Raw genomic sequence first — 12,993 nt, 5'->3', positions numbered from 1 at the left:
CTAGGGTGCTTTAGTGTTCTGAGGCATGGGGGATTTAGAGACCTATTTCTCCTACCGTAACTCGGGGATTTCTTTGGTGGAGCAGGCGGTAGGAGGCGAGAAACGCTTGCGCGCACTCGGCGCTTCACCTGCCGATGCCGCCGAATTGGCTGGCTTGAACCACATCTACTTCGGCGCTACCAAGTTCACGGGTAAGCAACGCACTGCCCGCAGCCGAGCCGCCGAACAACGCCATGATCTGGCCACGCTGAGCCTCATTGAGTCCTACACGAAGAAGCTGAAGAACCAGCTGCATGCCTGGAACCTACGGGTCAAGCTCGCCGGCACACCAGCACCGAACATCCCAGCCGTGGCGGCCAAGCGCTTAAAAGAGCTCAAGCCCAAACGCGTGCCCACACCTGGTGTGCGCATGACCTATCGCGCTGATGGTCCGCACTCGCTGACCATTACCGATGACCCCATGACCGTGACCGAGATGCGCGGTGTGCTGGAATCCATCAACAAGGACAACCTGCTTGACGCTTCCAGGCACGTTTTCTTCAATAAATCCCACGGCGGAACCAAACCTGCTGTTCTCACCAGCGTGGTCGTTACCTTGGACAAGCTCGACAAGATTGTCTCCGGCGACGGTGATGACATCGTCCTTGAGCTGACCAACGGCGGCCGTATGACCGGCACGCAGTTCTTGAACTACAAGTTCGCCGAGATCGGCTACGTCACCCTCATCCACCCCACGATTGGGCCGGTGTGGCTGCACCGCATGAAGCGCTTAGCCGGTTTTGAGCAGCGCATGATGGCCAGTGCCGAACATCCGACCTGTGCCAGGAAGGGATGCAATAAGCCCGCTGATTATGCTCAGGTGCATCACCTTGTGCCGTGGAAGGCAGGAGGGGCTACCAACCCGCCGAATCTGACCATGTTGTGCGCCTATCACAACGGCATTAATGACGATGACCCAGAGAAACCAACAGGTGCTGGATATGTCTTCCGACTACGCGGCGATGTGGACTACATCCCTCCCTGGGGAGAACCGATAACCGCCCAGGCTGCGTATCAAGCTGCGCAACGCGGACTCGGACCGCCCGGCGGGTAAACTGCCGCGCGGGCGAGCCCACAGGGGCCGCCCGATAGGTAAATCCTCACGCGGACGTCCACAGGGCCTCCGCGGCGTTGGCGATCCTACATGTTGATTGCCCGTTACAAACGGGTGAACCCCCGACCGTTCGGCCGGGGGACGTCGCCAAGCAGTGCTTAGCGGTGGTTGCGGTACCAACCGATGAGAGCATCGGTGGAGCCGTCGCCGGATGCGGCCTCCTCCTTGCCGGAGACTGCCGGTGCCAGGTCGTTGGCCTGCTGCTTGCCCAGCTCCACGCCCCACTGGTCGAAGGAGTTGATATCCCAGATGATGCCCTGGGTGAACACGATGTGTTCGTAGAGCGCGATCAGCGCGCCGAGGGTCTGCGGGGTGAGCTCCTCCGCCAGAATCGTGGTGGTGGGGCGGTTGCCCGGCATCACCTTGTGCGGTACGAGGGCTTCGTCCACGCCCTCAGCGGCAATCTCTTCTGCCGTCTTACCAAAGGCCAAGACCTTGGTCTGCGCGAAGAAGTTGCCCATGAGCAGGTCATGCATCGAACCGGTGCCGTCCGCAGTGGGGAAGTCCTCCTTCGGGCGGGCAAAGCCGATGAAGTCCGCCGGGATGAGCTTGGTGCCCTGGTGCATGAGCTGGAAGAAAGCGTGCTGGCCGTTGGTGCCCGGCTCGCCCCAGTAAATCTCACCGGTCCCGGCGCTCACGGCGGTGCCGTCGCGGCGCACGGACTTGCCGTTGGACTCCATGGTCAGCTGCTGCAGGTAGGCCGGGAAGCGTCCGAGGTCCTCGGAGTAGGGCAGCACCGCATGGGTCTGCGCGCCGAAGAAGTTGGAGTACCAGACCCCGAGCAGACCCATCAGCGCCGGAACGTTCTGCTCCAGGGGCGCGGTGCGGAAGTGCTCATCCATGGCGTGGAAGCCCTCGAGGAAGCGCATGAAGTCCAGCGGGCCGATGGTGCACATCAGCGACAGGCCGATGGCGGAATCGACGGAGTAGCGCCCGCCCACCCAGTTCCAGAAACCAAACATGTTCTCAGGATCGATGCCGAACTCCGCGACCTTCTCCGCGTTGGTGGAGACCGCAACGAAGTGCTTGGCGACGGCCGACTCGTCACCATCAAACTGCTCAATCAACCAGCGGCGCGCGGCGTGAGCGTTGGCCAGGGTTTCCTGGGTGGTGAAGGTCTTGGAGGCCACGATGAAGAGGGTGGAGCCGGCGTCGAGGCCGTCGAGAGTCGCGGCGAGGTCCGCCGGGTCGACGTTGGAGACGAACTCCGCGCTAATGCCCGCCACTTCGTAGGAGCGCAGGGCCTTCGCGGCCATGGCCGGGCCCAAGTCGGAGCCGCCGATGCCGATGTTGACCACCTTCTTGATGGTGTGTCCGGTGTGGCCAAGCCACTTGCCGGAGCGCAGCGCAGTGGCGAAGTCGCGCATGCGGCCCAGCACCTCGTGGACGTCGGCAGCGACGTCCTGGCTGTCGACGCTCAAGTCCTTTTCCACCGGCAGGCGCAGCGCGGTGTGCAGCACGGCGCGATCCTCGGTGTTGTTGAGGTGCTCGCCGGCGAACATGGCGTCGCGGCGCCCCTCGACGTCGGCAGCCCGGGCGAGGTCCACCAGTGCGGTGAGGACTTCCTCATCGATGAGGTTCTTCGACAGATCCACGTGCAGGCCCGCGGCGTCGAAAGAATAGTCTTCGGCGCGGGAAGCGGAGTTGGCAAAAAGCTCACGCAGGTTGAGGTCCTTCTTGCTTTCAAAAAGCGAGGTGAGCGCGGCCCACTGCGGCTGAGCGGTGATGTCCATTGCAAAAGCCTTTCTGGCAGGTAGCAGACATGAAACTTACTGTGTCCACCGTAGTCCAGAAATCCCTTCGCTGCCGAGGCAGAAGACCGTACTGCGTTGAGCTAGGAGTAGAGCTTCAGGTTGAATTGCTCCATCGTGTTTCCGATCTCCATGGCACCAGTTTCGGGGCCGGTGTAATCATCGTAGTTGCCAAAGGACAAGACACCTACCGCGTACAGTTTGCCGTCGATGGAAGCGTAGACAGGACCGCCGCTATCTCCGGGTACGCTCTCGCTGCCAAAGGTGAAGAGTCCTTGGTTTTCGAAGCGGTCAATGAAATCGTCGCAGGCAGCGCCTCCCGCGGAACCGGCAAAACACATCGTGGGCTTCTTGTGCGTGACATCCTCGAGGCTCATCCAACCGGCCAAAGGCGCATTGAAGGCCGGTGCGGTAGATACTTCGGCGGCTGGGTTGGACACTTCGATCAGTGCAATGTCGGCCGAGTTGATGCTATCGGTGTTGGTGTTGCGGGCCTTCTTTACCATCTGGCCTATCTCTACCGTACTGCCGGATTGATCCTCATAATAGAAGGTGTCGCCCGTGTCCCCGCAGTGCCCGGCGGTGAGGATAAAGAGGCGCTGCCCATCGCCAGCGAAATGACCGGTGGAGCACCGGCCACCGTTTGTGCCGTTGTAGATGGGCGCACCCGGCGTCAACACCCCCAGGCTCATGAAGTAATCGGCAGCTTCAGGAGCTATCAGGTTACGTCGGGGCTCCGGTCGCTCCGCTTGAGGGATTTCGGTGGTGTTATCCCAGAGCGCATCGCCGTCGAGGGGCTCCTCGAAGCCTTGCGTTGTTCCGGATGCTGCGGAACCCTGCCTGCGGTCGGAGTCGCTGACGGCGGGAAGATCGAGCGTCGTGGTGGAAATGGTGGTCTCAGCGGAAGAAGAGGTGCTGCAGGCGGATAACACGGACGCAGCGGTGGCCGCGGCGAGAATCGCAGCCAGGCGAGAGGAAAAGCGCATGGCGCGAGCCTAACCCACCGTATGTTTAAGGGCGCGAGTGCTGGGGACTGGTCCGTGCGGCGTTTGATCAGCCGAGCTTGCCGCGCCCTAAGCGCAGGAGGGCGGAGGCGATGGCGGGGCCTTCCTCCCCGAGCTCGTCGCGGAACTCATTGAGGATCGCGATTTCGCGGGTATGCACCAAACGGGTGCCGCCTGAGCTCATTCGCGTCTTACCAATGGTGCGCGAAATGTCGGTGCGGCGCTTGATAGCGTCGAGAATAACGCGGTCGAGGCGGTTGATCTCTTCGCGGTAGCGCTGAATCTCGGCATCACTCAGCGGGTCATCGGTGCCCGACGGCATGCGAATGTCGAGCCCATTGTCCACGACGTTGGGGTCTTGGTGCTCAGGGCTCAAGCCAGAGTCTGCGTTGCCAGGATGTGAAGAGCTCATGACATCAGATTGTGCCACCACGCCGGGAGAAAAGGGGAATTACCAGCTTTCACGTCGACCAGAAGTGCGGTGAGGGGCAATGTCCGGTGGTGCTAGTAGGTTGGAGAGCATTATGAATAACAAATCTCCTTTCGTCCCCCGTTCGTCTTCCGATTCTTCCGCCGGCGGCCTGTTTCCTGTGCCCGAGAGCAACGTCGACGCCCCTTCCGGTCAGGGCTCTGATCCGTTGCTCGAGGGCTTAAATCCGCAGCAGGAAGAGGCCGTGAAACATTCGGGCTCGCCGCTGCTTATTGTGGCCGGCGCGGGCTCGGGCAAGACTGCAGTGTTGACTCGCCGCATTGCGTACCTTATGCGGGAGCGCGGGGTGGCCCCCTGGCAGATCCTCGCCATTACCTTTACCAACAAGGCAGCCGCGGAGATGAAGGAGCGCGTCGGCCAGCTTGTTGGCCCCGTCGCGGAGCGGATGTGGGTGTCCACCTTCCACTCGATTTGCATGCGTATCTTGCGCAATAACGCCCAGCTCGTACCGGGCTTGAACACGAATTTCACCATTTATGACGGCGATGATGCCCGCCGGCTGCTCACCATGATTGCGAAGGACATGCAGCTGGATCTGAAGAAGTATTCGGCGCGTGTTCTGGCTAATCAGATTTCCAACCGCAAGAACGAGCTCATCTCCCCGGAGCAGGCGCGCGCGGAGGCAGAGAGGACGAAGAATCCTTTCGAGCTCACCGTGGCGAGCGTGTACGAGGAATATCAGCGCCGCCTGCGCGCGGCGAACGCGGTGGACTTCGATGACCTCATCGGGGAAGTAGTGCGCATCTTTAATCAGCACCCGCAGGTGGTGGAGTTTTATCGTCGCCGCTTTAAGCACGTGCTTATCGACGAATACCAGGACACCAACCACGCGCAGTATGCATTGGTCTCGGCTTTGGTGGGCCGGGGCGAGCTGCCGCCGGATGCTCCGGAACTGTGCGTGGTGGGTGATTCGGATCAGTCGATTTATGCCTTCCGCGGAGCCACCATCAGGAATATCCAGGAGTTCGAGCGGGATTACCCGCAGGCGCACACGATTTTGCTGGAGCAAAACTACCGTTCGACGCAGACCATTCTGAACGCGGCGAACGCGGTCATCGCGAAGAATGAGGGCCGCCGCGAGAAGAACCTGTGGACCGCCCACGGCCAGGGCGAACAGATCGTCGGCTACGTGGCGGATAATGAGCACGATGAGGCACGGTATATCGCCTCGGAGATTGATTCCCTGGCGGATAAAGGTACGGCGTATTCCGATATTGCGGTGATGTACCGTACCAACAATGCCTCGCGCGCGTTGGAGGATATTTTCGTGCGCTCGGGCATCCCGTACAAGGTGGTCGGTGGCACGCGCTTCTACGAGCGCCGCGAGATCCGGGACATGGTGGCCTACCTGCGCATCATGGATAATCCGGATGACACGGTGAGCTTGCGCCGCATTATCAACGTGCCTAAGCGCGCTATTGGTGATAAAGCGCAGGCGCAGATCGCCCTGCACGCGGAGAACCTTGGCGTGAGCTTTGGTGCTGCTCTCCGTGATGCGGCGGAGGGCAAGGTAGCCGGACTCGGCACGCGGGCAGTGAATGCCGTAACCAAATTCAACGAGATGATGGAAGGCGTACGAGCGCAGATTCCGGGCATGGTCAATGAGGTGACGGGCCAGCCGGATTTGGGGGAGTTGCTCAACGCGCTTCTTGACGCCACCGGCTACCGCGCGGAGCTCGAGAACTCCAACGATCCGCAGGATGGTGCGCGCCTGGATAACCTCAACGAGTTGGTCTCGGTGGCCCGCGAGTTCAGCTCTGAGGCTGCTAATGAGATGGCATTCATGGGTGCGGATGCAGAAGAAGCACCCGAGCTAGCAGAAGGTGAAGCCGCGCCGGGCTCGCTTCAGGCGTTCCTTGAGAAGGTCTCGCTCGTGGCGGATGCGGACCAGATTCCGGACCACGAATCCGGAGTGGTCACGCTGATGACGCTGCACACTGCGAAGGGCCTTGAATTCCCCGTCGTCTTCCTCACTGGCTGGGAGGACGGACAGTTCCCGCACATGCGCTCCCTGGGTGACCCGAAGGAGCTGAGCGAAGAACGCCGCCTTGCCTACGTGGGTATTACGCGTGCTCGGGAACAGCTCTACCTCACGCGCGCGATTCTTCGTTCGTCCTGGGGTAACCCGGTGACGAACCCGGCCAGTCGCTTCCTCGCCGAGGTCCCAGAGGACCTCATCGACTGGCGCCGTGAAGAACCAGACAGCTCGCTGTCTGGCGCGTGGGGCGGAGATGATTCCTACCAATACGGGCGAACCTTTGGCTCGGATAGCGGGTTCTTCCGTGGAGGCGGCTATGGCTCGCGGAGCGCTGCGTCTTCCCCTTCGCAGCGCTCGCGCAAGCCGGCCTCGGCAACGTCGATGCCGAAGAATAACCATCTCAATTTAGTTGTGGGGGACCGCGTCAACCACGCGAAATACGGGCTGGGCACGGTCATCGAGGCCTCCGGGACCGGCGCGCGGGCGACGGTCACCGTGGACTTCGGTTCAGCGGGCAAGGTTCGCCTCATGCTCATCGGCGGAGTGCCGATGGAAAAGCTCTGATGCTTTAGATGAGGATGCCGCGCTCGCTGAACCAGTCCACCGGATCGACGGCCGCGCCGCCGCCCGGGTGAACCTCGAAGTGCAGGTGCGGGCCGGTGGAGTGGCCCTCGTTGCCGATGACGGAGATTTGGTCGCCGGCCTCGACGCGGTCGCCGACGTCGACCAGCAGCTGGTCGCTGGGCATGTGGCCATAGACGGTGATGGTGCCATCGTCGTGCTGGATGCGGATCCAGTTGCCAAAGCCTTGGGCAGCGCCGGAGGAAATGACCTCGCCGTCCATGACAGCGTAGATGGGGGTGCCAATGGGGTTTGCCACATCGATGCCGTTGTGGAAGGAACCCCACCGCGGGCCGAATCCAGAGGTGAAAGTTCCGGAGGTCGGAAAGACCACGGTGTTACCGTCCGCGTCCTGGCCGCGAGTAGGGGTGAGGCCGGAGTGATCGCCCTGCGGGGCGAAGGCCTCGGCGAGACCAGGAATGCTGGAGGGATCGAGGACGATCTCGAAGCCGTCCTGCGTGGTGTTGACCTCTGGGACGGATGCCCCGTTGAGGGCACCGGCTGTCGAGATGAGCAGCCCCGAGACGGCTTTGAAGAGGTCGGCCTTGGATTCTTCCTTGACTTCGACGTCGGCAGCGGACGGGTCCTTGGAGGACCCGTCGGAGACGTCCACGCTTGCTGCCGGTTCGGCGGCGAACGCTGGGGTCGTCACGGTGGCGGTGCTGACCGCCACGGCGGCGAGTGCGCTGAGCGTGCGCTTCATAACTTCACGTCCTTAAGTCCTGCTGTGGCCCGCTGGGTATGCGGCGGAAGCCTGTGAGCAATAGGGAAGCGGCCGTATCAGCCGCAGTGCGCCTTAAAGCCCGCGACACGCCGGTGCGGTTGCAACCGAGTGCTGAGGCTGTGTGGCAACGAGATACAAACTATCCCGCGGGGCCACCCTGCGCAACGCTTAAAAATGCAGGTAAATCCAGGGATTGTTCGAAAAACTATCGAACAGCCCAGCGTGTTGCGCATGTGAAAGAAGTGAAAATTGTTACAGGGGTAAAGTAGAGGTTTAAAGAATGGGGGTGAGATTTGGGGGGTGAAAAGTGCAGCGCTCTCGGCCAATCTTTCAGCCAAGAGCGCTGGGGTTGTGGGCGCTGCTACTAGGTCAGCGCTTTTAAGTTAGGGAACGCGATTCGCTGCGATCCCGCGCGGTGAGTGGGGCCGTCTTGTCGCTGCGGTTGATCGCAGCCGCGAGGGCGGCAGCCAACAGCGGCACGACGAGCACAGCGAGGAATTGCCACCAATCCGGGGTGAAGTAGTCCTGCGGGCGCAGGCCATGGAGCGGCGTCGAGAAGGTGTATCCGGAGCTATCGGCAAAGAAGTATGTGCCGAGGTGTCCGGCGACCACACCAAAGAGCATGCTTGCGGTAGCTAGCATCCACGTCTGCCATGCTGCCACCTTGGACATCAGCGAAGGGTGGGCGCCGATGGATTGCAGCACGGTGCTTTCCTGGCGCATGCTGCTTGCAGCGTTGGCAATGATGAGCGCCAGCACGATGAGGCAGACGATCCCCATTCCGAGGCCCAGGTAGTAGCGGAAGTTCTCGGGAGTAGAGACTGCGAAGCTTAGCGAGTATTGCGACTGCGAAGCGCTTGCTGTCAGGTCTCGCAGCTCTTCGCGCTCTGGCTCGCTCGGTGGTTCGTCGAACGCGAGGGCTTGGCCCACGTAGAAGGGCTCCATGTTCAGCTTCTCTGCTGCCTGCTGGCTAATCAAGACCACATCGCGGGCCGCGGTAGGCAGGGCCTCCACAACCGGCAGATCCGCGTCCTGTGTCCCGCTCGGTTCTGGGCTGTCAATGCCGTTATAGGTTTTTACGGTCACCGTGCCGCGTGTGTTATTGCCGACGTGGCTGCTGTGGGGAAGCACGATGCCGCCGGCATCCAACGTCTGTGCCGCTGCGCGTCGTTCCTCCTCCGAGTCGAACTGCCAGAGCTCAAGCTGGGAAGAATCGGTTTGAACCATCCTGCTTTGATAGATCAACGGGTTATAAGGAAATGACGTCATCAACTCGTGCGCACACTCCTGGCGAGCCTCTTCGGAATCATCGGTGCGCCGCCCCTGATTATCCACGAACACAGCCCTCTCAACCGGCTTGCTGAAATCGACCTGCTCGCACTGGTAATCAAACTCGGTGGTGAGCTCGTAAAAAGTGTCATCCTCCGGAAGGCTGAAAGACGTCGTCCACGAGGGGAACACATAGAAGGGGTACGTGCGGGCAGTGGTGGTCTGCAGGATCGCCTCCGTCGCCGCGCGTTCTTCTGGCGTAGAAACCTGCGCTGGTTGGTCAAAGGTCGTCTCCTCAATCAGCGCAGTAGTGGGCGGCATGACGAGTTTTTCCTCAGCGGTGGTCTTTGCGCTATCCGTCATGATGCCCACGCCAAACAGGGAGGCGACGAAGGCGACTGACACGAGAGCGATGGACGTCGGTAAGGCGTGCATGCTGCGCCGAGTCAGGCCGCGTCCAGCCAGACGCAACGCGAGTGGGCCGCGGCGAGACAGCAGGGAGCATAGGAAGACCAAGGCAGGGGCAGACGCGGCAACTGCGATGACTCCGAAGAGGGCTAGCACCGTGGGGATGTACTGTCCCCAGGGGGTGAAGCTGAATAACACGAGCAGAAGCAGGAATGCAGGGCCGATGGCCATCCACCGCCGGAAGCGCAAGAGGCGGTCGGGAGCAGCTCCCTGGATTGCAGTGGAGAGGGCACCACGTTGCGCCAACCACGCGGGAACGATGGAGACAATGACACAGCCTGCCACCGCCACGAGCCATGCGAGGCCAATAGCTAGGAAGGGCGGGCGTGCGGCAAAGTCCGGGTAGCGGGCTGCCCACCACGCCCACGAAGCTGCCAGGCCAACAACCACGCCGATGGTGGCGCCGATAAGCCCCATCAGTAGGCCATAAGCCATCACCGCGAACATGATGTGGCGCGGTAGTGCGCCCTGGCTCGACATCAGCGCGTACAGGCGTGTATTGCGTCCGGTAGCCAGTGTGAAGACGGGCGTGAGAAGGAAAAGGATGAGCAATCCGGCGATGGCGTAGAGGCCAAAGAAGAAGAGCACGAAAAGAATACTGCTCAGGATTCCGCCAAAGGAATCCGGCTCAGAATCGGGCCGGTCCGTATCCCGCAGCTCCGGTGCCCAGATTTCCAGCCCGGCTTCACGGGCACGGTCGGCATCCTCCTTGGTCAGCGTTGTATCACCCACGATGGCCCAGGTGGTGCGTGTTGTAAAAGAAGGGTCGCTGAGGGCCTCATTGAGGGTGGGGGAGGTGACAAAATCATAGTTTTCGGGAGCAATGGCCGCGACTGTGGCTTGGTGGTCACTGCTGAGGGCGTTGGTGCGCACGGTGATAACGTCCCCCACGGAGGCGTCGATCTTGCGCGCGGTCGAACGCGATAGAACTGCCTGGTTGGGGCCGAGGTTGAACTTATCGACGGCCTCCTGTGCTGGCTCCGGCGGATTCTCCGCGTCGAACTGATCTACCCAGGAGTTGGTTGACTTCCCATTATGGATTAGTGACGTGCTAGAAAAAGTGGTGACCGGGCTGACGCTGAGGCCCTCAGGAAGCACCTCGGCAGCCAAGCGTGGTACGTCTTCGTTGCTAATGTCCGAGCGCTCGGCGCTGATCTGCCGCTCGGGTGAGCTCAAGGCCGCGGAGAGCCGACCGGAGGAATTATCAAAGAGCGCCATTCCAATCACGAGTGCCACTGGCAGTGCGATGAGCAAAACGGCGGCTAGCGTGCGCCACGGGTGACGCCACAGGTCGCGCCTCGTCGGGCGGGTGGCGGCATTAATGCCGGACATACTAATGCACCTCCTCGCCGGTCAAACGCCCGTCGCGAACCATGACGACACGGTCGGCCCAGCCCGCGAAACGCGGCTCGTGGGTAACCAAAATGCCGGAGGCACCGGCGTCGATGCGTGCGCGCAGGACCTTCATGATCTCTTCGCCCGTCGAGGTATCCAAGGCGCCGGTGGGCTCATCCGCAAGCAGCACCTTGCGTGGCCCGATGAGCGCGCGGGCAATGGCCACGCGCTGGGCTTGGCCACCGGAGATTTCTTCCGGGAAGCGGTCGATGGTGCCGTCGAGGCCGACCTCACTGAGAGCTTCCTCAGCGGCCTCGCGGCACTGCGCAGGCGAAAGTCCGTCTAGCTCAAGAGGGAGGGACACATTCTCACCGACGGTGAGGGAAGACACTAGGTTGAAGTGCTGAAATACCAAACCAAGGTGTCGGCGGCGAGCGATAGCTGCCTTGGCCTTGGAGAGCTGGGAGGCATCGGCGCCGTCGAGAAGCACGCGCCCTGATGTTGGCGGCTGCAGCAGGCCCGCAACGTTGAGCAGCGTGGACTTACCGGAACCAGAAGGGCCCATGACGGCTACCAGTTCGCCCGGCTGCAGTTGCAAGTTCACGGAATCCAAGGCGGTGACCTGGCGGGCACCGCTGCCGAAGACGCAGGTAATGTTTTCGAGCTCGAGAGGAAACGGCATGTGCTGGGTCGTGGGCACGGAGTTGGGGGTCATCGCGGGGCCTCCTCGGTGGTGGTTGGGTTGGTTAGGGATTCCACGCGGTCGAGCCAGCGTGAGAGAGATTCCAGGTCGAAGATTTGGCGCTCAACAGCCAAGCGCTGGGCGCTGCGCTCTGCAGGCAGTTCCGAGGCTTGGCGGTTGAGCTCACGCAGTTGGCGGACGGTGGCAAACCGCTGGGCGTCGAGGACGGCAATGACGTCGACGTCGGAGCGTCGCGCTGCAAGCGATACTTTGAGCACGAGCTCATCGCGCTCGATGGCGTCGTTGTGCAAGGTGGACATCCACCACTGTGAGAGTTCTTCGCGGCCGGCGGGGGTGATGGCATAGCTGGTGGCGCGCCGCCCCGTGGGGCCGGTGAGCTCACCGTCGGTGGCGATGAGACCATCGCGCTCCAAACGGCTCAACGTTTGGGCGACTTGGCCCATGTTGAGCGGCCAGAGGTTGTCGAAGGTCTCAGCAAAGCGGTTTTTGATGTGGCTGGCAGTAGCGGGCTCTTCACTCAGCAGCGCAAGCACGGAATGTTTGACGGACATGGTCACCTCCTTGGCGGAGGGCAAGGGAGGAAATCTTTCGGTACATACCCAGTAAGTTACTGGGTAACCTTCTGTCCGGTCAACGGTTGGGGCAGGCGGGGGTGGAAGGTGGGGGAATGCACAAGGCGGTATAGGGCAACAGTGCCCTATACCGCCTTAGCGCTGGAGGAAGGATTTAAAAGCGTGGCTTAGCTGATGTTGATGCCGCGCTCTGCGAGCCACGGAATCGGGTCCACGGCGCCCTCGCCGGTGGGGTGAATTTCGAAGTGCAGGTGAGAACCGGTGGAAAAGCCCAGGGAGCCCATGCCGGCGATCTTCTGGCCAGCGTGGACGCGCTCGCCCACGGCGACGTCGAGGGTCTGCATGTGGCCGTAGACGCTCATGGAGCCATCATCGTGCTTGATGCGGATCCACTGGCCGTAGCCGGAGGCCGGACCGGAGTCGATGACGGTGCCGCCCATAACGGCGAGGATGGGGGTGCCCACGGCATTTGCGATGTCAATGCCGGAGTGGAAGGAGCCCCAGCGGGGGCCGAAGCCGGAGGTGAAAGTGCCCTCTGCCGGGCGGGCGATGGTCGGCGCGCGGTTCGCTTCATCGGCGGCGGCGCGGGCATCGGCGGCCTGGATGGCCTTATCGAGCTGCGTAGCTAGGTCGGCGACCGGCTTGGACTCGGCGATGGCGAGGATCTGCGGGGCTGCGTCTTCGACGGCAGCCTGCGCGTTCTTCAGCGGATCGGTATCTGCCTGCAGGGTGTAGTCGACGGACTGTGCCTTGGTTTCCCCGGCGCCAGCGGATTGGATAGTACCTGCTGCTGCGCCGCCAACGCCTGCGGTGGATACAGCGCCTGCCGCAACAGTCATCACTGCCAGACGTCCCTTCGCGGTCTGTGCGGTGGTGATTTTGCGGTGGCGTCCTACGCTTCGCTGAGTCTTGCTTCGCATGAACT

The 12,993-nt window shown here is 61.9% G+C and carries 10 protein-coding genes; 2 read left to right on the top strand and 8 right to left on the bottom strand.

Annotated elements, in window-relative coordinates:
* Window positions 1-25 precede the first annotated feature (25 nt).
* The gene (locus HMPREF2932_RS00910; protein ID WP_071409400.1) at window positions 26-1,093 is read left to right on the top strand and encodes an HNH endonuclease signature motif containing protein; all 1,068 of its coding nucleotides are present in this window, start codon (window positions 26-28) and stop codon (window positions 1,091-1,093) included.
* 158 nt (window positions 1,094-1,251) lie between these two features.
* On the opposite strand, the gene pgi is transcribed toward HMPREF2932_RS00910, so the two are convergent.
* The 3 genes from pgi to HMPREF2932_RS00895 all read right to left on the bottom strand — a co-directional run bounded on the left by pgi (window position 1,252) and on the right by HMPREF2932_RS00895 (window position 4,320).
* Complete coding sequence (gene pgi, locus HMPREF2932_RS00905; RefSeq protein WP_071409399.1) at window positions 1,252-2,886, bottom strand: glucose-6-phosphate isomerase; 1,635 nt, start codon at window positions 2,884-2,886, stop codon at window positions 1,252-1,254.
* Window positions 2,887-2,987: 101 nt separating this feature from the next.
* A complete protein-coding gene (locus tag HMPREF2932_RS00900; RefSeq protein ID WP_046646986.1) occupies window positions 2,988-3,890 on the bottom strand; it encodes a trypsin-like serine protease in 903 nt (300 codons plus the stop codon).
* A 67-nt stretch (window positions 3,891-3,957) separates the two neighbouring features.
* The gene (locus HMPREF2932_RS00895) at window positions 3,958-4,320 is read right to left on the bottom strand and encodes a chorismate mutase (RefSeq protein WP_070510536.1); all 363 of its coding nucleotides are present in this window, start codon (window positions 4,318-4,320) and stop codon (window positions 3,958-3,960) included.
* A gap of 112 nt (window positions 4,321-4,432) precedes the next feature.
* Between HMPREF2932_RS00895 and pcrA the strand changes: the two genes are divergently transcribed.
* Window positions 4,433-6,940, top strand: a complete 2,508-nt coding sequence (pcrA, locus tag HMPREF2932_RS00890; RefSeq protein ID WP_071409398.1) for a DNA helicase PcrA — start codon at window positions 4,433-4,435, stop codon at window positions 6,938-6,940.
* A 4-nt stretch (window positions 6,941-6,944) separates the two neighbouring features.
* Here pcrA and HMPREF2932_RS00885 read toward each other — a convergent pair whose 3' ends face one another.
* From HMPREF2932_RS00885 to HMPREF2932_RS00865, 5 genes are all read right to left on the bottom strand, one after another.
* Window positions 6,945-7,700 (bottom strand): M23 family metallopeptidase, encoded by a 756-nt coding sequence (locus HMPREF2932_RS00885; protein ID WP_046646982.1) that lies wholly within the window; start codon window positions 7,698-7,700, stop codon window positions 6,945-6,947.
* Window positions 7,701-8,099: 399 nt separating this feature from the next.
* Window positions 8,100-10,790: an FtsX-like permease family protein gene (locus HMPREF2932_RS00880; protein WP_071409397.1), complete on the bottom strand. Its 2,691-nt coding sequence runs from the start codon at window positions 10,788-10,790 to the stop codon at window positions 8,100-8,102.
* Between the two features lies 1 nt (window position 10,791).
* On the bottom strand, window positions 10,792-11,508 hold the full coding sequence (locus HMPREF2932_RS00875; RefSeq protein WP_071409396.1) for an ABC transporter ATP-binding protein: 717 nt from the start codon (window positions 11,506-11,508) through the stop codon (window positions 10,792-10,794).
* Entirely contained in the window at window positions 11,505-12,047 is a 543-nt protein-coding gene (locus HMPREF2932_RS00870; RefSeq protein WP_070510433.1) for a PadR family transcriptional regulator, read from the bottom strand. Before HMPREF2932_RS00870 ends, HMPREF2932_RS00875 begins: the two co-directional genes overlap by 4 nt.
* A gap of 188 nt (window positions 12,048-12,235) precedes the next feature.
* Entirely contained in the window at window positions 12,236-12,988 is a 753-nt protein-coding gene (locus HMPREF2932_RS00865; protein ID WP_046646979.1) for a M23 family metallopeptidase, read from the bottom strand.
* Between the last annotated feature and the right edge of the window lie 5 nt (window positions 12,989-12,993).

It is taken from the genome of Corynebacterium sp. HMSC074H12 (assembly GCF_001813755.1).
In the GTDB taxonomy this organism is placed as follows: domain Bacteria; phylum Actinomycetota; class Actinomycetes; order Mycobacteriales; family Mycobacteriaceae; genus Corynebacterium; species Corynebacterium hiratae.
Note: the sequence above shows the minus strand (reverse complement) of the source record. Positions and strands in the feature narration are given on the sequence as shown.